This window comes from Allobosea sp. AK1 (assembly GCF_006714945.1).
Taxonomy (GTDB): domain Bacteria; phylum Pseudomonadota; class Alphaproteobacteria; order Rhizobiales; family Beijerinckiaceae; genus Allobosea; species Allobosea robiniae.
Genome location: NZ_VFMG01000001.1, coordinates 4,004,357 through 4,026,661 on the forward strand (window position 1 = coordinate 4,004,357; position 22,305 = coordinate 4,026,661).

A 22,305-nucleotide genomic window follows, 5' to 3' on the forward strand; every position below is an offset into this window, starting at 1 on the left:
ACCCACTGACATACGCGGCGTATGTCCGCCTTATCCGGTCCGAGCCATGCCTAACCCCTATCGCGAGATCTTCCAGGCGCCCGGCGCCTTCGCCTTTTCCTCCGCCGGCTTCATCGCCCGCCTGCCGGCCTCGATGGTCGGGCTGGGCATCGTCACCATGCTGTCGGAGCGGCGCGGGGAATATGCGATCGCCGGCGCGGTGGCCGCGACCTTCGCGCTCGCCAGCGCGCTGATCACGCCGCAGGTCTCGCGTCTGGTCGACCGCTACGGCCAGCGCCGCGTGCTGATGCCCGCCGCCGCGGCCGGGGCGTTGGCGCTCGGCGGGCTGATGGTCGCGACCTGGGCGGGCGCGCCGAGCTGGCTGCTCTTCGTCTTTGCATTGCTCGCCGGCCTGATGCCGAGCATCGGCGCGATGGTCCGGGCGCGCTGGACCGAATTCTATCGCGACACTCCGCAATTGCGCACGGCCTTCGCCTTCGAATCTGTGGTCGACGAGGTCATCTTCATCGTCGGTCCGATCGTCGCGATCGGGCTCAGCGTCAGCGTGTTTCCCGAAGCGGGGCCGCTTGCCGCCCTGATCTTCCTGGTCGTCGGCGTGCCCTTGCTCTGCGCCCAGCGGCGCACCGAGCCCCCGGTTCGCGCCGATATCGCAGGACTGGATGCCTCGGTCATCCGGCTCGGCGGCGTCCAGGTCGTCGTGCTCGCCATGATCGCGATCGGCGCGATCTTCGGCACGGCCGAGATCACCGCGGTCGCCTTCGCGGAAGCGCAGGGCCAGAAGGCGGCGGCAAGCCTCGTCCTCGCCGTCTATGCGGCAGGTTCGCTGATCGTCGGCCTCGTCTTCGGGGCGCTCAGGCTCAGGGCCTCGCTCGCCACGCAATTCCTCGCGGCGGTTGCACTCGCGGCAGCGACGACCTTGCCGTTGCTCGCCGTGACCGGGCTCGCCTCGCTGGCGCTGGTCTTCTTCATGGCGGGCGCGGCGGTCTCGCCGACGATCATCATCGCCATGGGCCTGATCGAGCGTCTGGTGCCGCCGCGCCAGCTCACCGAGGGCATGACCTGGGGCATCACCGGGATTGGCATCGGCATGGCCGCGGGGGCTTCGGCCGCCGGCGCGCTGATCGATGCCTTCGGCGCCCCTAGCGGCTTCTGGATCTCGGTGGGGGCGGGGGCTGCGGCGCTGTTTGTGGTCCTTGCAGGCTACAGCCGCCTGCTCGGCCTACGCGCCGAAACCCTGGTCTGCGAAGCCGCCTGAGAGCCGCCGGCGACAAGGGCCGCTCCCCAAAAGGAGCGGCCCGATTTCAGTCGGTCCGACCTCAGCGGATCGGCGGGGCGTATTGCAGGCCGCCCTGGGTCCAGAGCTTGTTGACGCCTCGCGGCAGCGAGGTGCGGGTATTGGCGCCGAAATGCCGCTCGAAGCTCTCGCCGTAATTGCCGACGGCCTTGATGATCCGCACGACCCAGTCATTGCTGAGGCCGAGGGATTCGCCGAATTTGCCCTCGCTGCCGAGCATGCGGCGGATTTCCGGGTTCTGCGAGGACTTCGCCATCTCCTCGACATTGGCCTGGGTCACGCCGAGCTCCTCGGCATTGATCAGGGCGAAGACCGTCCAGCGCACGAGGTCGAACCAGGCCGCGTCGTTCTTGCGCACCCAGGGGCCGAGGGGCTCCTTGGAGATGACCTGCTGCAGGAGGATGTGCTCCTCGGGGTCCTTGAGCCGGCTGCGGGTGCCCGACAGCGCCGAGAGATCGGTGGTATAGGCGTCGCAGCGGCCGGCCTCGTAGGCCTGGACGGTGTCGTCGAGCGTGGCGAAGGCGACGGTCTCGAACTTGATGCCGTTGGTGCGGCCGTAATCGGCGAGATTGAGCTCCGTCGTGGTGCCCTGCGCCACGCAGACCGAGGCGCCGTTGAGATCCTTGACGTTGGTCACGCCGAGCTTCTTGCGCACGATGAAGCCCTGCCCGTCATAGTAGTTGACGGCGGTGAAGGTGAGGCCCTGGCCGATGTCGCGGCCGAGCGTCCAGGTCGTGGTGCGGGCGAGCACGTCGATCTCGCCGCTCTGCAGTGCGACGAGCCGGTTCTTGCTCGACAGCGAGAGATAGCTCGCCTTGTTCGGGTCGTTGAAGATCGCCGCCGCCAGAGCGCGGCAGAAATCGGTGTCGAAGCCCTTCCAGACCCCGCCATTGTCCTGCAGCGAAAAGCCGGGCACGCCCTCGCTGGTCCCGCAGATGATGTTGCCGCGCGCCTTGATCTTGTCGAGCGTCGACTGGGCAAGCGCGGGAGCGGAGGCGGCGGCCGTCAGGGCAAGGCCTGCGGCGAGATTGAGCAGAAGCTTCTTCACGGAACTGTCTCCAGATGCGGAACACGCCTGTTGACCTTACGGCGTGACGATCGTTTGAAGAAGGCAGACGAAGGGCTGCTGCTTTTCCGGGCAGCCTCACCGGTTATTGCCGGCTTCGCACTTGCAATAGCGGTCATTTTCTGCGATAGGCCCGGCCTTCGATCGCCCGGCTGATAAGGGCTGCCGTGGCGATCGTGCTTTGCTTCCTGAAAGCAAGACATTGGCAACGCGTTCGAAAGACGCGCAGCCACGACCATTGAGGAGCTCAAATGCCCAAGATCAAGACGAAGTCGAGCGCTAAAAAGCGCTTCAAGATCACCGGAACCGGCAAGGTGATGTACGCCCAGGCCGGCAAGCGTCACGGGATGATCAAGCGGACCAACAAGCAGCTCCGCAATCACCGCGGCACCACCGTCCTGTTCGAGGGCGATGCGGCCAACGTGAAGAAGTTCTTCCTTCCCAACGGCTGACGCCACCTGACATTCCGGAGATCATGACATGGCTCGCGTGAAACGGGGCGTAACAGCCCACGCCAAGCACAAGAAGACGTTCAAGGCCGCCAAGGGCTTCTATGGCCGCCGCAAGAATACGATCCGCGCCGCCAAGGCGGCCGTCGATCGCTCGATGCAGTACGCCTATCGCGACCGCAAGAACAAGAAGCGCACCTTCCGTGCGCTCTGGATCCAGCGTCTCAACGCTGCGGTGCGCGAGCACGGCCTGACCTATTCGGCCTTCATCGGTGGCCTGATCAAGTCGGGTATCGAACTCGACCGCAAGACCCTGTCGGCCATGGCCATCGACGATGCAGCCTCGTTCGCTGCCGTGGTCGAGACGGTCAAGGGCGTGCTGGGCGCCGAAGCCAAGGCCGCCTGAGCAGCCTTGCATCGCTGAATTGGAAGAGGCCGGCGGTGACGCCGGCCTTTTTCTTTGGCTCCAACGTCATGCTCGCCCTTGTGGCGAGCATCCACGTCTCGAACACGCTTCGACCGGCGAAGACGTGGATGGTCGGGACAGGCCCGACCATGACGGCACAGCGCGTGTTACGTCTGCACGCTGCCGTTCTTCGGCGGGTTCCAGCCTTCGCCGGCGCCTTCGACGATCCGATCATAAGCCTCCTCGGGCGAATCCGCGTAGCTGAACAGCTTGAGGTCATCGGGCCGGATGAAGCCGGCCGCGGCCATCGCATCGAGATTGAGCAGGCCTTTCCAGTAGCCGGAATCGTAGAGCACGATCGGCACTCGTCCCATCTTGCCGGTCTGGACCAGCGTCATGATCTCGAACAGTTCGTCGAGCGTGCCGAAGCCGCCGGGAAACACCACCAGCGCCGCGGCACGCATCGCCAGATGCATCTTCCGCATCGCGAAATAGTGGAACAGGAAGGTCAGATCCGGCGTCGACCAGGCATTCGGCTCCTGCTCGTGCGGCAGGGTGATGTTGAAGCCGATCGAGATCGCGCCGGCTTCGGTTGCGCCGCGGTTCGCGGCTTCCATGATGCCGGGGCCGCCGCCGGTGGCGATGACGTGATGGCGGCCGGCCTCGCCATCCTGCAGCGCGCCGCCGCGCTCAGAGGCGATGTGGCCGAACTGCCTGGCGGCCTCGTACCAGGGATTGCCCTCGCGCACCCGCGCCGAGCCGAAGACGACGATGGTCGAGACGACGCCGCGCGCCCTCAAGTTGTCCTCCGCCTTCTGGTATTCCAGCATGAAGCGGGCGCCGCGGGTCGAATCGCCCAGGATGAAATCGGGGTCGAGCGCGGCCAGCCGATAGGACGGCGAATCCTTCTGGGCGGTATTGTCGGTCAAGGCATCCTCCTCAAGTCGTCGCTTCGCTCTGGCATAAGCCGGCCGTTCCCGCTAGAACGCGCCCGTTCCCACGCCTTCAAACGCTTGCGACTTAATTCATGACCGATATCGCCATTCTGGAACGCGACGTCCTCGCCGCGATCGATACTGCCGCCGACGAAGCCGCCGTCGAGGATCTGCGCATCGCTGCGCTCGGCAAATCCGGCTCGATCTCGGCGCTGCTCAAGACGCTTGGCGCGATGACGCCGGACGAGCGCAAGGAGAAGGGCCCGCAGATCAACGGCCTGCGCGATCGGGTTCAGGGCGCTATCGCGGCCCGCAAGGAAGCGCTGGGTGAGGCCGCTCTGGAAGCCCGGCTCGCTTCCGAGCGCGTCGACGTGTCGCTGCCCGTGCAGGAGGGTCCGGAAGCGCGCGGCCGCATCCATCCGATCAGCCAGGTCATCGACGAGATCACCGCGATCTTCGGCGATATGGGCTTCGCCATCGCCGAAGGGCCGGATGTCGAGACCGACGACCTCAACTTCACCAAGCTGAATTTCCCGGTCGGCCATCCCGCGCGCGAGATGCACGACACCTTCTTCTTCGCGCCGGATGAGAATGGCGAGCGCAAGCTGCTGCGCACCCACACCTCGCCGGTGCAGGTCCGCACCATGCTGGCGCAGGAGCCGCCGATCCGCGTGGTCTGCCCGGGTCGGACCTATCGCAACGATTCCGACCAGACCCACACCCCGATGTTCCATCAGGTCGAGGGGCTCGTCATCGACAAGTCGGCCAATCTCGGCCACCTGAAATGGGTTCTGGAAGAGTTCTGCAAGGCGTTCTTCGAGATCGACGACGTGAAGATGCGCTTCCGCCCGTCCTTCTTCCCCTTCACCGAGCCCTCGATGGAGGTCGACATCCAGTGCTCGCGCAAGGGCGGCGAGATCCGCTTCGGCGAGGGCGACGACTGGCTGGAGATCCTCGGCTGCGGCATGGTCCACCCGAACGTGCTGAAGAACTGCGGGCTCGACCCGGAGGTCTATCAGGGCTTCGCCTGGGGCATGGGCATCGACCGCATCGCCATGCTGAAATACGGCATGGCGGACCTGCGCCCCTTCTTCGAGGCGGATGTGCGCTGGCTCGCCCATTACGGCTTCCGTCCGCTCGACCTGCCGACGCTGACGGGCGGCCTCTCCTCGTGACGGCACGGGCCGGACAGGGGAGGGCGCGATGACGCCTGCGGGCTGGGCGGCGACGATCGCCGTGCTGCTGGTCGTGATGAACCTGGTCAGCCAGGCCATCGCGCTCTGGCGGCTGCGCCGGCCCCTGCAAGGCTCGGCCCTGCTCGATACCTTGCCGCCGGTCACCATCGTCCGTCCGGTGCGCGGCATCGAGGCCTTCAGCCGCGAGACGGCTGTCTCCGGTCTCGAACTCGACTATCCCCGCTACAGCACGATCTTCTGCGTCGCCGACGCGCAGGACCCGATCATCCCGCTGATCGAGGAATTGATCGGCATCCACGGCGCGGAGAAGATCCGCCTGATCGTTGGCGATGTACCCGTCAGCGCCAACCCCAAGCTCAACAACTGCGTGCGCGGCTGGGAGGCAGCAACGACCGACTGGGTCATCCTGGCGGATTCCAACGTGCTGATGCCCAAGGACTATATCCAGCGCATGCTGGCCGCCTGGCAGCCGACGACCGGTCTGGTCTGCTCGACGCCGGCCGGTTCTCGGCCGGCATGCTTCGGCGCCGAAGTCGAATGCGCCTTCCTCAACGCCTTCCAGGCGCGCTGGCAATATGTCGGCGAGGCGCTGGGCCTCGGCTTCGCGCAGGGCAAGTCGATGCTCTGGAACAAGCCCTTCCTCGACGCGAACGGCGGCATCGCCGCGCTGGGTGCCGAGATCGCCGAGGACGCGGCCTCGACCAAGCTGGTGCGCAATACCGGCCGGCAGGTCCATCTCGTCGGCCAGCCCTTCGAGCAGCCGCTCGGCCGGCGCCGATTGAGGGACGCCGTGCAGCGCCAGTTCCGCTGGGCGCGGCTCCGGCGCGTGACCTTCCTGCCCTTCTTTGCGCTGGAAATTCTGGCCACGCCCTTCCTGGCGGCTCTGCTGGCCGCTTTCGGGGCTTCCGCTCTCGGTCTGCCGGTCTGGCTGGCGCCGTTGCTCGTGCTGCTGGTCTGGTATGCCGGAGATATCGTGCTCTCGGCCAGCGTCGGCTGGTTCCTGAACTGGCGTTCGCCCTTCGCCATGCTGGCGCGCGACATCGCGTTTCCCGGCATCTGGGTTTATGCCTTCGTCGGGGGCGAGGTGAGCTGGCGCGGCAACGCCATGAAGATCCGCACCGACGGCGCCAACAAGCTCAACGATGCGGTGCCGGCTGCACCGGCACAGGCAGGGCGCGATGGCCACTGACCTGATCGCGTCCCTGCCGGAGCGCTATCGCGGCTGCCCGAGTTTTTCCTTCGGCGACAGCCCGGAGCTGGCGACCGAACTCGCGGCGCTGGTCGTCAGCGGCCGCAAGACCGCGACGGTGAACACGCTCGATGCGCCCGATTGCCCGAAGCTGAACGAGCTTTGGGTCGTGCTCGACGGCACCAGGCGGCCCGTCTGCGTCATCGAGACGCTCGAACTCATCGAGCGGCGCTTCGACGAAGTTGACGAGGCCTTCGCCTTCGACGAAGGGGAGGGCGACCGCACCCTTGCCTCGTGGCGGGACGCCCACGAAACCTATTTTCGGCGCATCGGTGTCTTCAGCCCCGACATGCCCTTGCTTTGCGAACGCTTCCGTCTGGTGGAAGTGCTCGCCCCGATGGACCTAGACGCATGAAGTTCACGATTTCTTGGCTCAAAGAGCATCTCGATACCGACGCCTCCGTTGCGGAGATCACGGATGCCCTGACCCGCGTCGGCCTCGAGGTCGAGGCGATCGAGGATCGCGCCGCCGCGCTTTCGGCCTTCACCATCGCCTATGTCATCGAGGCGAAGCAGCATCCGAATGCCGATCGCCTACGCGTCTGCATGGTCGATACCGGCGCGGGCGAACCCGTTCAGGTCGTCTGCGGCGCGCCGAATGCCCGCACCGGCATGAAGGGCGTGTTTTCCCCCCCGGGCAGCTATATCCCCGGCAAGAAGGTCACGCTCGGCAAGGGCGTGATCCGCGGCATCGAATCGAACGGCATGCTGGTCTCGGAAGCCGAGCTCGAGCTCTCCGATGATCACGACGGCATCATCGATTTGCCAGCCGATGCGCCGGTCGGCCAGCCCTACGCTCCCTATGCCGGGCTCGACGATGCCGTGATCGAGATCGCGGTGACGCCGAACCGCGCCGATGCGCTCGGCGTCGCGGGCATTGCCCGCGACCTTGCTGCCGCCGGTATCGGCAAGCTCAAGTCGCAGGTCATCCAGCCGGTGCGCGGCTCCTTCCCATGCCCGGTCAAGGTCACCCTCGACTTCGCCGAGGAAGACCGGAAGCTCTGCCCGGCCTTCGCGCTGCGCCTGGTGCGGGGCGTCAGGAACGGCCCCTCGCCGGACTGGCTGCAGGCGCGCCTGCGCGCCGTGGGCTTACGCCCCATCAACGCGCTGGTCGACATCACCAATTTCATGACGCTCGACCGCAACCGGCCGCTGCATGTCTTCGACGCCGCCAAGGTGAAGGGCAACCTCACGGTGCGCCGCGCGAAGCCCGGCGAGACCATCCTCGCCCTCGATGGCAAGACCTATACGCTGACCGACGAGCAGGTCGTCATCGCCGACGAGCATGGCGTTGAATCGCTTGCCGGCATCATGGGCGGCGAAGCCTCGGGCAGCAGCGAGGCGACCACCGACGTGCTGATCGAGAGCGCGCTCTGGGACCCGCTGAACACCGCCCGCTCCGGCCGCGCGCTCGGCATCAATTCGGATGCGCGCTATCGCTTCGAGCGCGGCGTCGATCCCGATTTCACACGCCCCGGCCTCGACCTCGCGACCGCGCTGGTGATCGAGCTCTGCGGCGGCGAAGCGTCCGAGATGGAGTTCGTCGGCGACCTGCCGGATAGCCCCGGCGCGATCGACTTCCCCTGGTCCGAGGTCAAGCGCCTGACGGGGCTGGAGCTGCCGCAGGCGGAAATGAAACTGGCGCTGACCTCGCTCGGCTTCCATGTCTCGGGCGCTGGCGACCGCGTCAAGGTGGCGCCGCCGTCCTGGCGTGCCGATGTCGGCGGCAAGGCCGATCTCGTCGAGGAGATCGTGCGTATCGCCGGCCTCGATCGCGTCGCCTCGACGCCGCTGCCGCGCATCAAGGGCGAGGTGATCAAGCCGGTGCTCACCGTGCTGCAGAAGCGCACGCGCATCGCCAAGCGCACGCTTGCGGCGCGCGGCCTCGTCGAGGCCGTGACCTGGTCCTTCATCTCGCATGATCAGGCCAAGCTCTTCGGCGGTGGTTCGCCCAGGCTCGCGCTCGCCAACCCGATCGCAGCCGATCTCTCGGACATGCGCCCCTCGCTGCTGCCGGGCCTGATCCGCGGCGCACAGAGCAACGCCGATCGCGGCTATCCCGATGTCGCGCTGTTCGAGGTCGGCCAGATCTTCAAGAGCGACGAGCCGGAAGGCCAGCTCATCGCGGCGGCTGGCCTGCGCCGCGGCAGTGCCCGTCTCGACGGCGTCGGCCGCCGCTGGGATGGTGGCGCCAAGCCCGTCGACCTGTTCGATGCCAAGGCGGACGTGCTCGGCCTGCTCTCGGGGCTCGGCATTCCGACCGGCGGTCTCCAGATTGTCGCCGGCGGTCCGGCCTGGGCCCATCCCGGCCGCTCGACCACGCTCCAGTTCGGCCCCAAGGGCGTCATCGGTGCCTTCGGCGAGGTTCATCCCAAGATCCTCAAGGCGCTCGACGTGAAGGGGCCGCTGGTCGCCTTCGAGATTCATCTCGACGTGCTGCCGCTGCCCAAGGCCAAGCCGACCAAGGTCAAGCCGAAGCTCGCGCTGTCCGACTTCCAGCCGGTGACGCGCGACTTCGCCTTCATCGTCGACAAGGCGGTGGCGGCCGGCGACATGGTCAAGACGGCGCAGGGCACCGACCGCGCGCTGATCGCCAATGTCGGTGTCTTCGATCTCTATGAAGGCGCGGGCGTCGAGGCCGGCAAGAAGTCGGTCGCGCTGGCGGTCACGCTGCAGCCGACCGAGAAGACGCTGACCGAGGCCGAGATCGAAGCCGTCGGCAGCAAGATCGTCGCCGAGATCGGCAAGCGCTACGGCGCGACCCTGCGCGGCTGATAGCGTCATCCAATAACGTGCGTCATGCTCGGGCCTGACCCGAGCATCTCGTGCCGGATGAGGCTCCCGCGCTCGTTTCGGCCGAAGATTCTCGGGTCACCGCTTCGCGGCGCCCGAGAATGACGCGGCGCGGGGCGCCCTTCCCACCATTGATCAGGATTGTGTAATAATCCGTGCGCGAAATCCCTGCGCTTTCGGGGTAAGCGCTGACGCATTCTTGCATCTTCGCGGTCCTATGGTTCTCACCGAACGTCCCGCCACGGACAATCTGTTCCCCGGTTTTCGCCTGCTCGACGTTCAGACGTCGGGCGCGCGGATTCGCGTGCGGACGGGCGGGGAGGGGCCGCCGCTGCTGCTGCTGCACGGCTATCCGCAGACGCACATCATGTGGCGCCGGGTCGCCCCGCTGCTGGCCGAGCGTTACACCCTGATCTGCCCCGACCTGCGCGGCTACGGCGATTCCGACAAGCCGCCGACCGCCCCCGATCACGCGCCCTATTCGAAGCGCGCCATGGCGCAGGACATGTCAGAGGTCATGAGCGCGCTGGGGCATGAGCGCTTCTTCGTCGGCTCGCATGACCGCGGCGCCCGCGTCGCGCATCGTCTGGCGCTCGACCATGGCGAGCGGGTCCTGAAGCTCGCGACCCTCGACATCGCGCCGACGCGCGAGATGTATCGCAACACCACCGATGCCTTCGCCCGCGGCTACTGGCACTGGTTCTTCCTGATCCAGCCCGCGCCGATGCCGGAACGCATGATCGAGAGCGATCCGGATTTCTACTGGACGAGCCGGCGCGCCTCGGACATGCGTCTGTTCGAGCCGGAGGCGCTTGCCGAATATCTGCGCTGCTTCCGCGATCCTGCGATGATCCATGCGAGCTGCGAGGATTATCGCGCGGCGGCGACGATCGACATCGCCCATGACGATGCCGATGGCGGCAGAAAGCTCGCCTGTCCGCTGCTGGCGCTGTGGGGCGAGCGCGGCATCATCGGGAAATGCTTCGACCCTCTGGCCTTGTGGCGCGAGCGTGCGCAGGATGTGCGCGGCCATGCCTTGCCGGGTGGTCACTATCTCGCGGAGGAGGTCCCCGATCTCGTCGCCGCGGAGTTCAAGGCCTTCTTCGGAGAAACCGCATGACCGGGACCAACCGCGTTTACCGCATCGCCGTGATTCCCGGCGACGGCATCGGCAAGGAGGTCATGCCCGAGGGGCTGCGGGTGCTCGAGGCCGCTTCGAAGAAATACGGCTTCGAGCTGCGCCTCGACCAGTTCGATTTCTCCTCCTGCGACTACTACGCCAAGCATGGCAAGATGCTGCCCGACGACTGGAAAGAGAAGATCGGCGGCCATGACGCGATCTATTTCGGCGCCGTCGGCATGCCCCAGCAGGTGCCGGACCATGTCTCGCTCTGGGGCTCGCTGCTGCTGTTCCGGCGCGAGTTCGACCAGTACGTCAACCTGCGCCCCGTCCGCCTGATGCCGGGCGTTCCCGGCCCACTCGCCAATCGCAAGCCCGGTGATATCGACTTCTTCGTCGTGCGCGAGAACACCGAGGGCGAGTATTCCTCGGTCGGCGGGCGCATGTATGCCGGCACCGAGCGCGAGATCGTCATCCAGGAGACGGTGATGAGCCGCGTTGGCGTCGACCGCGTGCTGAAATACGCCTTCGAGCTGGCGCAGCGCCGTCCGCGCAAGAAGCTGACCTCGGCCACCAAGTCGAACGGCATCTCGATCACCATGCCCTACTGGGACGAACGGGTGAAGGAGATGGCGAAGAGCTATCCGAATATCGCCGTCGACCAGTACCATATCGATATCCTGACCGCGCATTTCGTGCTCAATCCGGACCGCTTCGACGTCGTCGTCGCCTCCAACCTCTTCGGCGATATCCTCTCCGATCTCGGCCCGGCCTGCACCGGCACGATCGGCATCGCGCCCTCCGGCAACATCAATCCAACCGGCGATCATCCCTCGCTGTTCGAGCCCGTCCATGGCTCGGCGCCCGATATTGCCGGGCAGGGCATCGCCAACCCCGTCGGCATGATCTGGTCGGGTGCGATGATGCTCGACCATCTCGGCGAGCACGAGGCTGCGAAGGGCATCGAGGCCGCGATCGAGCGCGCGCTCGGCGATGCCCGGACCCGCACGCGGGATCTTGGCGGCACGCTGGGTACCGAAGCCGCCGGCAAGGCGGTCGAGCAGGCGCTTTGAGCAGGAATTTGAACTTAAAGGTTTGAAGACATGGATTTGTCGTCGGTTTCCATTGTCGACCCGCTTGTCTGGGGCAAGCTGGCCGAGATCATCCTGCTGAATATCGTGCTCTCGGGCGACAACGCCGTCGTCATCGCGCTCGCCTGCCGCGCGCTCGCTCCGGCGCAGCGCACCAAGGGCATCGCGCTCGGCGCCGGCGTCGCAGTGGTCTTGCGCGTCCTCTTCACGGTGCTGATCGCCTCGCTGCTCAACACGCCCTTCCTGCGCATCGTCGGCGCCGGCCTGCTGATCTGGATCGCGGTGAAGCTCATCGTCGAGGACGAAGGTCAGGACGAGGATTCGATCACCGCCAGCAGCAAGCTCTGGAAGGCGGTGCAGACGGTCGCCATCGCCGACATCGTCATGAGCCTCGACAACGTGCTGGCGATCGCTGCCGTCGCCAAGGATTCGATTCCCTTGCTGATCGCCGGTCTCGTCATCTCGATCCCGCTGATCGTGCTCGGCGCCTCGCTGATCACGAACCTGCTGACGCGCTTCCCGATCCTGGTCTGGGCGGGTGCGGCGCTGCTGGGCTGGGTCGCGGGCGAGATGTTCGAGAGCGACCCCTGGCTGATCGCCCGCTTCGGCGAGGAACTGCTCCACAAGCTGGAATACCCGGCCGCGATCCTGGGCGCCCTGCTCGTGGTCGGCCTCGGCTACCTCATCAAATCGCGCCGGCCCGATCCGGCCCACTGACCATCCGGCAAAAGGGCAAGAACAACGATGGATTTTTCCTCCTCCACCTTCTGGGTATCGCTGCTGCAGATCATCTGGATCGACCTGCTGCTCTCCGGCGACAACGCGATCGTCATCGCGCTCGCCTGCCGCTCGCTGCCGGAGAACCGCAGGAAGGTCGGCATCTGGCTCGGTGCCAGTGCGGCGGTCGGCCTGCGCATCCTCTTCGCGCTGGTCGTGACCTATCTGCTCGGCGTGCCCTATCTGAAGGTGATCGGTGGCGTCCTGCTGTTCTGGATCGCGATCAAGCTCGCCGTCGGCGAGGAGGAGGCGCATGGTAACATCGAGGCGAGCGAAAGCCTCTGGAAGGCCGTGCGAACCATCGCCATCGCCGACGCGGTGATGAGCCTGGACAATGTCATCGCCATTGCCGCCGCCTCGCGCGGACATGTCGAGCTCTTCGTTTTCGGCCTGCTGCTCTCGATCCCGCTGATCATCATGGGCGCCCAGCTCCTGACCTCGATCATCGAGCGCTTCCCGATCCTGGTCTGGCTCGGCGCGGCGCTGCTCGGCTGGATCGCGGCCGAGATGATCCTCGGCGACATCGCGGTGCTGCGCTGGCTGCAGGCGAACTGGTCGACCTGGGTGGTGCCGGTTCCCACCGACGTCAGCCCGCTCGGCATCGGCCCGGCGAATGTGCCGCACTACGCGGCGGCGGTGATCGGCGCGGTCTTCGTCTGCATCGTCGGCTATGTCCTGAAGAAGAAGCCGGCCGACCAGCCGGGCTGAGCCTCAGGCTCAATCGAGAACGATCGCAGCGGCGGCCAGGACATCCTGGCCGCCGTTTTTCATGAGACGGAGCTCACCCTGGTGACCCGCCCCCGACAGCGGGTCGAAGACGTTGAAGCGCGTCTCTGACGGCAGCGAGACGCAAAAGCTCTCGGGTGGCCGGACGAAGCCGGTGCCGATTGCCTTCACATAGGCTTCCTTCGCGGCCCAGAGGCGGGCGAAGACGAGGGGGCGAATGGAGGGGGCGGTCGCTTCCAGAAACCGCTGCTCGTCCGGATGCAGCAGGTCGAGCGGCGCAATAGCCCTGGCCTCGACGCTTTCGACGTCCACTCCAAGCGGATGCTGTGCCAGACCGATGGCGACCCCTCCGGCTCGCGTCGCCAGCGAAACGTGAAGGCCTGGCGTTTCAGGAAGGGCAAGGAGCGGCCGGCCGGCCTTGTCGTGATCGATGACGACATCGTCTTCCCGGCAACCCAGCTGGCGCGCCAGCACCTGCCGCGCGGTGCCGCGCCGCAGCGCTGCGCGTTCGGTCAGGTTGCGCGGATTGACGCCCGTCCGGACGAGCCAGATCGCGGGCAGGGCAGGAGCGATGGCATCGGCGTTGTCGAACCAGTGCATGGCCCATCTGTAGTGCTCCCGCCGCATGCTGTCGCGTCCTGCGCGGAATTCATGCAGCCGCGCTGTTCATGCGCGTTGACGTTCAAGCGGGCTTTCCGCTTCTGGAGAGTGATGTCAGCCGAACCAAACACGCCGCCGGCCGCCGGGGAAGCGCCGGTCACCGCAGCCGGGATGATGCTCGGGCTGCGCAAGGTCTCCGTGCTGATGCCGGGCATCGTCGTCTTCGCCGTCGCCTTCGGCGCGGCCGCGGCTGCGAAGGGGCTCTCCCTGTTCGAGACCTTGCTGATGAGCGGCTTCGTCTATGCCGGCGTCGCGCAGCTGGTTTCGTTGGAGCTGTGGCGTCCCGAATGGACATGGGGCGCCATTGCCGGCATCGCCGTGGTCACCGCGACCGTCAATGCGCGCATGGTGCTGCAGGGCGCCTCGCTGCAACCCTGGTTCGCGAAATATCCGAAGGCGCTCAATGCCTTCCATCTCTTCTTCTTCACCGATGCCAACTGGCTGATCGGCACGCGCTACCGGGCCGAGGGCGGGCGCGATCTCGGCGTTCTGGTCGGCGCGGGGCTGGCACTCTGGCTGGTCTGGGTGATCGCGACCGGTGGCGGCTACATGCTCGGCGCGCTGGTCAGCGACCCGCGCCGCTACGGCATCGACCTGGTCATGCCGATCTTCTTCGCCGCGATGATCGTGCCGCTCTGGCGCGGCAAGCGCGGCATGGTGCCCTGGGTCGTCGCCGGCCTCGTCGCGCTGGTCACGGCCCGGCTGGTCGATGGCTACGCCTTCATCATCGTCGGCTCGCTTGCCGGCGCGATCACGGGGGCGTTCCGCGATGACGCTGCCTGACCTCGGCACCTGGGGTCCGCTCATCGCCATCACCGCGATGGCGGCGGCGACCTATCTCTGCCGCATCTCCGGCGTAGCCTTGATGAGCGTCATCCCGCTGACGCCCCATGTCCGGCGCGGGCTCGCGGCTCTGCCAGGTTCGATCGTGGTGGCGACGGTGCTGCCGCTCATCGAGCGGCTGGGCTGGGCTGCGGCGCTCGCGCTTCTCGCGGCGGTCGGCACCATGATCCTGCGGCGCAGCGAGCTTCTGGCGCTGCTGGTCGGCATGGTCGCGATCTCCGGTCTGCGCGCGCTGGGCTTCTGATCCATCACCCCTTCCGATTGCTTCCATCACATCACGTCATCCCGGTATGCATCGCCACCGGTTGACGACGAAGGGCGGGGGGAGGACGGTGCATCACAGCAAAACTGGCTAAAACGGAGCGCCGTCATGGCATGGTATTCTCAGACGTGGACCTGGTTCGATGGCTCTTGGCATGAGGGCAATCCCGGCATCGTCGGTCCGCGCAGCCATGTGCTCTGGCAGGCCTCCTCGGTCTTCGATGGCGGCCGCTATTTCGACGGCGTCGCGCCGGACATCGACCTGCACGCCGCCCGCGTGAACCGCTCGGCCACAGCGCTCGGCCTGAAGCCGACCGTTGAGGCGGACTTCATCGTCGGCAAGATGTTCGAGGGCGTCAAGAAATTCGCGCCCGGCACCGCGATCTACGTCAAGCCGATGTACTGGGGCGAGGCCGACGGCCCCTCCACCATCATGGCCGATCCGGAATCGACCCAGTTCGCGCTCTGCCTGTTCGAGGCGGCGATGCCGCAGCCGACGGCCGGCTTCTCGGTGACCAAGGGCGCCTTCCGCCGCCCGAGCTACGAGACCGCCCCGACCGACGCCAAGGCAGGCTGCCTCTACCCGAACAATGCCCGCGTGCTGAAGGTGGCGAAGGCCGCCGGCTTCGACAACGCGCTGGTGCTCGACATGCAGGGCAATGTCGCGGAGACCGCGACCTCGAACATCTTCCTCGCCAAGGACGGCGTCGTGAAGACCCCGGTTCCGAACGGCACCTTCCTGAACGGCATCACCCGCCAGCGCGTCATCAAGCTGATGCGCGAGAGCGGCATCCCGGTCGAGGAATGCAGCCTGCGCTACGAGGATTTCGAGCAGGCCGACGAGATCTTCATGTCCGGCAACTATTCCAAGTGCATGCCGGTGACCCGCATCGACAACCGTACGCTCCAGCCCGGCCCGCTCTTCCGCCGCGCCCGCGAGCTCTACATGGACTACGCCCACAGCAAGCCGAAGGCCGCCTGAGCCGGAAGGCCTGTCCATGGCGCGCCTTGCCACGCGACTGACCGAACGCCTCGGCATCGCCCACCCCATCCTGTCGGCGCCGATGGCGCTGGCAGGCGGCGGGGCGCTCGCCGCGGCGGTCACGCGTGCCGGCGGCCTCGGCCTCATTGGCGGGGGCTATGGCGATGCCGGCTGGATTGCGCAGCAATTCGCTGCCGCCGGCAATACGCAGGTCGGCTGCGGCTTCATCACCTGGTCGATGGCCAGGAAGCCTGAGCTGCTGACGCAGGCGCTGGCTCACAAGCCGGCCGCCCTGATGCTCTCCTTCGGCGATCCGCGCCCCTTCTCTGCGGAGATCGCAGCGGCGGGCGTACCACTGATCTGCCAGTGCCAGACGCTCGCCCATGTCCGTCAGGCCATCGAGGCCGGTGCTGCGATCATCGTTGCGCAGGGCACTGAAGCAGGCGGGCATGGTGCCAGCCGCGCGACGCTGCCCTTCGTGCCCGAGGTGGCTGACCTCATCGCTCGTGAAAGCCCCGATACGCTGCTGGTTGCTGCCGGCGGCATCGCAGACGGGCGAGGGCTCGCCGCTGCGCTGATGCTCGGCGCGGATGGCGTGCTCGCCGGCACGCGCTTCTGGGCGAGCCGCGAAGCGATGGTGCATGAGCGCCATCACGCCGCCGCCGTCGCTGCGACCGGCGACCAGACGGTGCGCTCGTCATTGCCGGACATCGCCCGTCAGCTCGATTGGCCGAAGCCTTTCGACATCCGCGTCTCGGACAACGCCTTCATCGCAAGCTGGGCCGGCCGCGATGCTGCGCTAAAGGAAGCCATTGCCGTCGAAGGCCCCGCCTATCGCGAGGCCTTCATGGCCGGCGATCCCGACAAGGCCGCCGTCATCTTCGGCGAGGCTGCCGGGTTGATCTCCGATATCCCGAGCGCCGGCGAGATCGTCGAGCGCATGGTGGCGGAAGCTGCCGCGTTGCTCGGCGGGGCGCAGCGCTTCCTCACCTGATCAGCGCAGCAGCCTGAGCAGCCCCGTCGCCTTCAGCAACCCGCCGGCAAGCACGGCGTAGACGATTGCCGCGACGCCGGACACCAGCAGCACCGCCATCAGCAGCGGCTCGAAGGGCAGGGCGGCGGTGAGCTGGAGCGCCAGCGGCTTTCCCCACCAGGCCAGCAGGCCGCAGATCGCCGCCGCAGCGCAGACGATCGCCGCGAAGCCCGGCAGTCGCCGGTCCGGCTCGGTCCAGCCGCGCCGCCTTGCCAGCACGAACAGCGTCAGCAGATTGACCCAGGCGCCGGCCGCGGTCGCGAGCGCCAGCCCCGGCGCGCCCCAGTCGCGCCAGAGCAGGAGCTTCAGCGCGAGGTTGCAGGCGATCGCCGCCAGCGCGATCAGCATCGGGGTCGTCGTGTCGCCGCGCGCCTGGAAGGCCGAGACCTGCGCACGGATCATCACGATTGCCGGCAGGCCGAGCGCATAGGCGAAGAGCACGGCACCCGCCGCCGCGCTCGCTTGCGCATCGAAGGCGCCGCGCTGGAACAGGCCTGCGACCATCAATTCCGGTACGGCGACGAAAGCCGCGACGAAGGGCGCGCTCGCGACGAGCGAGATCGCGATGGCGCGGTTCTGTGCGCGGTTGGCGGCCGCATCGTCGCCCTTGGCGATGGCACGGCTCATCGCCGAAAGCGCGACGGTGCCGACCGCGATGGCGATCAGCCCGAGCGGCAACTGGTAGAGCCGCTCGGCATAGTAGAGCGCCGCATAGCCGCCGCGCGGCAATAGCGAGGCGATGATCGTGTCGGCGAAGATCGAAATCTGCACGCCGGCCGAGCCGATCACGGCCGGCCCGAACATCTTGAGGAAGCGCCGGACCCCGGCATCCGCGCGCGGCCGCACGATCTTGCTGGACACGCCGGCCCGCTTGGCCGCGACATAGAGCACGATCCATTGCGCCACGCCGGAGATCGCGACGCCCCAGGCCGCGGCATGGGCCGCGCTCGGAAACAGGAAGGGCACGGCCAGCGCGGCGACGATGAAGACATTGAGCAGGATCGGCGCAGCGGCGAAGGCGGCATAGCGCTCGACCGCATTGAGGGTCGCGCCGAGGAACGTGACCATGGTCACGAACAGCAGATAGGGGAAGGTGATCCGGGTCAGCGCGACCGCGAGTTCGAACACCGCCGGGTCCTTGGCGAAGCCCGGCGCCAGCAGCCTGACCAGCCAGGGCATCAGGGGCAAGGCCAGCGCCAGCAGCACGACCTGCACGATCAGTTGGACGGTGAAGAGCCGGTCGGCGAAGAGGCTGGCCGCTTCCGGCCCCTCCTTCTCGGCGATCTGGGCATAGGTCGGCACATAGGCCTGGTTGACGGCGCCTTCGCCGAAGATCGCCCGGAAATGATTGGGCAGTCGTAGCGCGACCGAAAAGGCGTCCATCGTCGCGCCCGCGCCCAGCACAGCCGCGAGCGCGATGTCGCGCACGAAGCCGGTGATGCGCGAGATCAGCGTGTAGCCGCCGACCGACAGGATGTTTCTGAGCATGAAGGCCTAGCGGATCAGCGGCGGCAGGGCGTCGCCGCGCGGGTGGTCGACGGTGCGGGCGTCGAAGCCGACGCGCTCGCCGATCAGATAGAGCGGCCGGCGCTTCACCTCCGCGAAGATGCGCCCGACATATTCCCCGATCATGCCGAGCGAGACGAGCTGGATGCCCGAGAAGAACATGATCGAGACGATCAGCGAGGGGAAGCCGGGCAGGTCGGTGCCGAAGAGCAGCGTCCGCAGCATGAAATAGACTGCCGACAACGTTGCGATCACCGCGATGATCGCGCCTGACCAGGTCGCGATCTTCAGGGGCACGGTGGAGAAGGAGGACAAACCGTCGAAGGCGAAAGAGAACAGCTTGCGGTATTTGAACTTGGACTGGCCGTGCTCGCGCTCGGCGACATGGAAGGGCACGCCGGCCGAGCGGAAACCGACCCAGGCATAGAGTCCTTTCGAGAAGCGCGCGCGCTCCGGCAGCGCCCGCAGGGCATCGACGGCCTTGCGGTCCAGCAGGCGGAAATCGCCGGCGCCTTCCGGCAGAGGGGTTTCGCCGAAATAGCCGAAGATGCGGTAGAACAGCTTGGCGAAGCCGCGCTTCATCCGGGTCTCGCCTTCGCGGTCGGTGCGCTGGCCGTAGACGTTGAGATAGCCTTCCCGCCATTTGGCGAGGAAGGCGGGAATGGTCTCCGGCGGATGCTGCAGGTCGGCGTCCATGATGATGACGGCATCGCCGAGCGCATGGTCGAGCCCGGCTGCGATCGCGATCTCCTTGCCGAAATTACGGCTGAACGAGACGGCGCTGATGCGTGGGTCGGCCGCATTTAGGTCGCGGATTACGGCAAGGGTCTCATCGCGGCTGCCATCGTCGACGAAGACGATTTCCCAGGACGCGACTTCCCCGGTGAGCGCCGTGCGCAGGCGCTCGACGAGCAGGGCGAGGTTATCGGCCTCGTTGTGCACGGGCACGACGATCGAGAGTTCGGGCCAGCGGGAGGCCCGAGGCGCACGTTGAACCGGCTGAGACCCGATATCCGTCACGAACGACCTTTCAAACTGCGGGTGCATACGCCTCTCCGGCGAGGCGCGACGCACAGAACCGCAAAGCTTGCCGGGCGACAAGTCCGGCACGGTAAAACTGCCCTGGTAAAACGCGCGACTTTATGGCGGCGCGTTCCCATCGGGAAGGCATCGCGCTATAGCGCGAGCCCGGTCAACGAGGGACGATACGCGCGATGGCGAAGGGCTTCATCCTGTGCGCCGATGATTTCGCCCTGACGGACGGCGTCAGCCGCGCCATCCTCGACCTTCTCGAACGCGGCAAGCTCACCGCGACCGGGGCGATGACCAATCGCCCGCATTGGCGTCGGCTGGCGCCCGAGCTCGCCGTCTTCGCGGGCGAGGCCGATCTCGGCCTGCATCTCAACCTCACCTGCGCGGCGCCGCTGTCAACGATGCCACGGCTGGCGCCTGGCGGTGCCCTGCCGAAGCTGAAGGAGGTTGCGCGCGCAGCCTCGATGTCACCGGCGGCGCGGGCCGAGATCGCGACCGAGATCGCGTGCCAGCTCGATGCCTTCGAGGACGCGCTCGGCCGGCGGCCGGATTTCGTCGACGGTCACCAGCATGTGCATGTTCTGCCTGGCGTGCGGCGGGCGCTGCTCGATGCCCTGGCACGGCGCTATCCGGCGGGGGCGCTCTATGTGCGCGATCCGGCGGATCGTCTGGCCGCAATTCGCGCGCGCGGCGTCGCGGTCGGCAAGGCGCTCGTCATCGCCGGTCTCGCCGCCGGCTTCCGCAGCGCGGCGCTGAAGCGGGGTCTGCGCGTCAATCGCGGCTTTTCCGGCGTGGCGCCCTTCGATCCGCAACGGGATTTCGCTGCGGATCTGGCCCGTTTCCTGATCGAGCCGGGGCCGCGCCATCTCGTCATGTGTCATCCAGGCTTCGTCGATGACGAGCTTGCCACGCTCGATCCGGTGGTCGCGTCACGGCCTGTCGAGCACGCCGCCATCGCTGCCTTCGTGTCGCCGCCCGGCTTGCCGCTGCGCCGCTTCGCCACCTTGGAGGACTGATAGCGAGACGGCGCGCCGCAAGCGATTTGTTTACCGGAACCGGCCATTGTGGCGTCGGGTTGGAGGCGCCGCTCTTCGCAGCAGTTTGCGCCGGTTCTGGAGATGGTCGGCTCGATGAAGGTGTTCAGGCGCGCAGCCGGCGCGGGAGAGCCGGCGCAGCCGGGCAGGCAGGCCCTTGGCTCACTCAGCCGGCAGATCGCAACCGCAGCCGTGGCGATCGTCGCTGTCGCCATCGTCTTCGTGGTGCTGGCGATCGCCCGCTATAACGATGCCCGCACCCGCGCCGATCTCGATCAGAAGGTCATGGCGCTGACCTTGATGGTGGTCAATGCTGCGCCGTCCCTGATCCTGTCGCGGGACAACAACACGCTCGGGTCCATTCTCGCCTCGTTGCAGCGCGACCCCGATTTCGATGCCGGCATCGTCGCCGACGATGTCGCCGGGCTGGCGTCCGCGGGACGCACTGTCGAAGCGCGGCTGTCGCTGACGCCGCGCTGGCTCGCCGAACAGATCGGCGAAGAGCCTTGGAAGGCTCTGCAGACGCGCAACGAGATCGATATCGAGGACAATGTCTATGTGACGAAGATCCACGCGGTCCGCGTCGGTAGCCAGCAGAAGCAGATCGGCTATGTCGCCTTGCGCTTCGACAAGACGCGCCTCGTGGCGCGTGCCGCCTGGGAGCAGTTCGTGACGATCGGGCTCGGCCTGCTGATCCTGCTGGTGCTCGGCCCGCTGCTCTGGCTCTCGCTGTCGCGGGCGATGCGGCCGCTGCGCAGCATGACGAAGGCGATCGTCAGCATTTCCGACGGCAATCTCTCGACGCCGATCGACGCGCTGGGCCGGCGCGACGAGATCGGCGCGATCGCGCGTGCGCTCGGCGTCCTCAAGATTCGTCTCGCCGAGCGGGCAACGCTCGAGGAGCAGCAGAGCGTGGCCGAGGTTGAACGGCGCTCGCGCCAGCAGGGCGTCGACCATGCGATCACCTCTTTCCGCAGCGAGGTCGGCCTGGCGCTCGAAGCGTTCAAGAGCAATGCCGAGCGGATGCGCGAGGCTTCCGACGGGCTTGCCCGCGTCGCTGCCGAATCGTCCGGGCGTGCCGCCCGCGCCGCCGACAATGCCCATGGTGCTTCGGGCAATGTCGAGAGTGCCGCGCAGGCTGCCGAAGAGATGGGCGCGGCCATCCGCGAGGTCGAGTTCCAGGTGCGCCGCGTCCGCACCGAGATCGTCGAGGCGGCCTCCGTCTCGCGCGATACCGCAGGCTCCGTGCAGGCGCTCGACGAGACCGCCCGCGCCATCGGCGAGGTCGTCAACCTGATCCGCGACATCGCCGCGCAGACCAACCTGCTTGCCCTCAATGCCACGATCGAGGCGGCGCGTGCCGGCGAGGCGGGCCGCGGCTTCGCCGTGGTGGCCTCCGAGGTCAAGTCGCTGGCGGCGCAGACCGCGGATGCGACCGACCGCATCGTGGCGCAGGTCGCCGCCATCCAGGGTGCGACCGGCCAGGTTGTCGGCGCGATCCAGAACATCGCCGAGCGGATGAACGCCATCGAGAAATTCGCGAATTCGGTCGCGACCTCGATCGAGCAGCAGGCCATCGCGACCGGCGAGATTGCCAGCGGCGTCGCCATGGCCAGCACCTCGGCCCTCTCGGTCTCGAGCGATCTCAGCGTGCTCGCCGACAGCGTCGAGGAGACCGGGCGCTCGGCCGAGCAGGTGCGCGGCGCGGCCGGCGAGGTCGCCGACCAGGCCCAGCGTCTCGACTCGACCGTGGACCAGTTCCTGCGCAACGTCGCCGCCTGAGATGGCAGCCCCGCATCTGCGCAGCGGCACTTCGCGCCGCAGCGCCTGCGGGAAAACACCCGCGAACAAA

General features: G+C 67.2%; 22 protein-coding genes. 17 read left to right on the forward strand and 5 right to left on the reverse strand.

The window, feature by feature from the left end; genetic code table 11:
- Positions 1-46 precede the first annotated feature (46 nt).
- Positions 47-1,255, forward strand: a complete 1,209-nt coding sequence (locus tag FHT98_RS19305) for an MFS transporter (protein WP_142114961.1) — start codon at positions 47-49, stop codon at positions 1,253-1,255.
- 61 nt (positions 1,256-1,316) lie between these two features.
- On the opposite strand, the gene FHT98_RS19310 is transcribed toward FHT98_RS19305, so the two are convergent.
- Complete coding sequence (locus FHT98_RS19310) at positions 1,317-2,342, reverse strand: amino acid ABC transporter substrate-binding protein (RefSeq protein ID WP_061964769.1); 1,026 nt, start codon at positions 2,340-2,342, stop codon at positions 1,317-1,319.
- A gap of 269 nt (positions 2,343-2,611) precedes the next feature.
- Here FHT98_RS19310 and rpmI point away from each other — a divergent pair, with 269 nt between their 5' ends.
- Complete coding sequence (gene rpmI, locus FHT98_RS19315) at positions 2,612-2,812, forward strand: 50S ribosomal protein L35 (RefSeq protein WP_061964767.1); 201 nt, start codon at positions 2,612-2,614, stop codon at positions 2,810-2,812.
- A gap of 28 nt (positions 2,813-2,840) precedes the next feature.
- The gene (rplT, locus tag FHT98_RS19320) at positions 2,841-3,215 is read left to right on the forward strand and encodes a 50S ribosomal protein L20 (protein ID WP_061964765.1); all 375 of its coding nucleotides are present in this window, start codon (positions 2,841-2,843) and stop codon (positions 3,213-3,215) included.
- A gap of 167 nt (positions 3,216-3,382) precedes the next feature.
- On the opposite strand, the gene FHT98_RS19325 is transcribed toward rplT, so the two are convergent.
- Positions 3,383-4,144, reverse strand: coding sequence for an LOG family protein (locus tag FHT98_RS19325; RefSeq protein WP_142114962.1), 762 nt, complete (start codon positions 4,142-4,144; stop codon positions 3,383-3,385).
- 98 nt (positions 4,145-4,242) lie between these two features.
- Here FHT98_RS19325 and pheS point away from each other — a divergent pair, with 98 nt between their 5' ends.
- From pheS to FHT98_RS19365, 8 genes are all read left to right on the forward strand, one after another.
- Positions 4,243-5,325, forward strand: a complete 1,083-nt coding sequence (gene pheS, locus FHT98_RS19330) for a phenylalanine--tRNA ligase subunit alpha (RefSeq protein ID WP_142114963.1) — start codon at positions 4,243-4,245, stop codon at positions 5,323-5,325.
- A 28-nt stretch (positions 5,326-5,353) separates the two neighbouring features.
- On the forward strand, positions 5,354-6,535 hold the full coding sequence (locus FHT98_RS19335) for a ceramide glucosyltransferase (RefSeq protein WP_142114964.1): 1,182 nt from the start codon (positions 5,354-5,356) through the stop codon (positions 6,533-6,535).
- Complete coding sequence (locus FHT98_RS19340; protein WP_185745220.1) at positions 6,525-6,950, forward strand: ASCH domain-containing protein; 426 nt, start codon at positions 6,525-6,527, stop codon at positions 6,948-6,950. The genes FHT98_RS19335 and FHT98_RS19340 overlap by 11 nt, the downstream gene beginning before the upstream one ends.
- Entirely contained in the window at positions 6,947-9,370 is a 2,424-nt protein-coding gene (gene pheT, locus FHT98_RS19345; protein ID WP_142114965.1) for a phenylalanine--tRNA ligase subunit beta, read from the forward strand. The genes FHT98_RS19340 and pheT overlap by 4 nt, the downstream gene beginning before the upstream one ends.
- Positions 9,371-9,605: 235 nt before the next feature.
- Positions 9,606-10,508, forward strand: a complete 903-nt coding sequence (locus FHT98_RS19350; RefSeq protein WP_142114966.1) for an alpha/beta fold hydrolase — start codon at positions 9,606-9,608, stop codon at positions 10,506-10,508.
- Positions 10,505-11,581, forward strand: a complete 1,077-nt coding sequence (locus FHT98_RS19355) for a tartrate dehydrogenase (RefSeq protein ID WP_091855853.1) — start codon at positions 10,505-10,507, stop codon at positions 11,579-11,581. The genes FHT98_RS19350 and FHT98_RS19355 overlap by 4 nt, the downstream gene beginning before the upstream one ends.
- A 30-nt stretch (positions 11,582-11,611) precedes the next feature.
- Positions 11,612-12,316 (forward strand): TerC family protein, encoded by a 705-nt coding sequence (locus tag FHT98_RS19360; RefSeq protein ID WP_061964749.1) that lies wholly within the window; start codon positions 11,612-11,614, stop codon positions 12,314-12,316.
- Between the two features lie 27 nt (positions 12,317-12,343).
- On the forward strand, positions 12,344-13,084 hold the full coding sequence (locus FHT98_RS19365) for a TerC family protein (RefSeq protein ID WP_142114967.1): 741 nt from the start codon (positions 12,344-12,346) through the stop codon (positions 13,082-13,084).
- A gap of 9 nt (positions 13,085-13,093) precedes the next feature.
- Here the strand turns inward: FHT98_RS19365 and FHT98_RS19370 are convergent, their stop codons facing one another.
- Positions 13,094-13,702, reverse strand: a complete 609-nt coding sequence (locus tag FHT98_RS19370) for a 4'-phosphopantetheinyl transferase family protein (protein ID WP_185745221.1) — start codon at positions 13,700-13,702, stop codon at positions 13,094-13,096.
- 111 nt (positions 13,703-13,813) lie between these two features.
- Here FHT98_RS19370 and FHT98_RS19375 point away from each other — a divergent pair, with 111 nt between their 5' ends.
- From FHT98_RS19375 to FHT98_RS19390, 4 genes are all read left to right on the forward strand, one after another.
- Positions 13,814-14,545, forward strand: a complete 732-nt coding sequence (locus FHT98_RS19375; protein ID WP_142114969.1) for an AzlC family ABC transporter permease — start codon at positions 13,814-13,816, stop codon at positions 14,543-14,545.
- Positions 14,532-14,849 carry an AzlD family protein gene (locus FHT98_RS19380; protein ID WP_142114970.1) on the forward strand — a complete coding sequence of 106 codons (318 nt, stop codon included), beginning with the start codon at positions 14,532-14,534 and terminating at the stop codon, positions 14,847-14,849. Before FHT98_RS19375 ends, FHT98_RS19380 begins: the two co-directional genes overlap by 14 nt.
- A gap of 126 nt (positions 14,850-14,975) precedes the next feature.
- Positions 14,976-15,848 (forward strand): branched-chain amino acid aminotransferase, encoded by an 873-nt coding sequence (locus FHT98_RS19385; RefSeq protein ID WP_061964739.1) that lies wholly within the window; start codon positions 14,976-14,978, stop codon positions 15,846-15,848.
- Positions 15,849-15,864: 16 nt separating this feature from the next.
- Positions 15,865-16,842 (forward strand): NAD(P)H-dependent flavin oxidoreductase, encoded by a 978-nt coding sequence (locus tag FHT98_RS19390; protein ID WP_142114971.1) that lies wholly within the window; start codon positions 15,865-15,867, stop codon positions 16,840-16,842.
- On the opposite strand, the gene murJ is transcribed toward FHT98_RS19390, so the two are convergent.
- Both murJ and FHT98_RS19400 read right to left on the reverse strand, forming a co-directional pair.
- Complete coding sequence (gene murJ, locus FHT98_RS19395; RefSeq protein ID WP_113585922.1) at positions 16,843-18,369, reverse strand: murein biosynthesis integral membrane protein MurJ; 1,527 nt, start codon at positions 18,367-18,369, stop codon at positions 16,843-16,845.
- 6 nt (positions 18,370-18,375) lie between these two features.
- On the reverse strand, positions 18,376-19,407 hold the full coding sequence (locus tag FHT98_RS19400) for a glycosyltransferase family 2 protein (protein WP_248309260.1): 1,032 nt from the start codon (positions 19,405-19,407) through the stop codon (positions 18,376-18,378).
- Between the two features lie 194 nt (positions 19,408-19,601).
- Here FHT98_RS19400 and FHT98_RS19405 point away from each other — a divergent pair, with 194 nt between their 5' ends.
- Both FHT98_RS19405 and FHT98_RS19410 read left to right on the forward strand, forming a co-directional pair.
- Positions 19,602-20,435 carry a ChbG/HpnK family deacetylase gene (locus FHT98_RS19405; RefSeq protein WP_091855845.1) on the forward strand — a complete coding sequence of 278 codons (834 nt, stop codon included), beginning with the start codon at positions 19,602-19,604 and terminating at the stop codon, positions 20,433-20,435.
- Between the two features lie 114 nt (positions 20,436-20,549).
- Entirely contained in the window at positions 20,550-22,235 is a 1,686-nt protein-coding gene (locus tag FHT98_RS19410) for a methyl-accepting chemotaxis protein (RefSeq protein ID WP_185745222.1), read from the forward strand.
- Positions 22,236-22,305 lie beyond the last annotated feature (70 nt).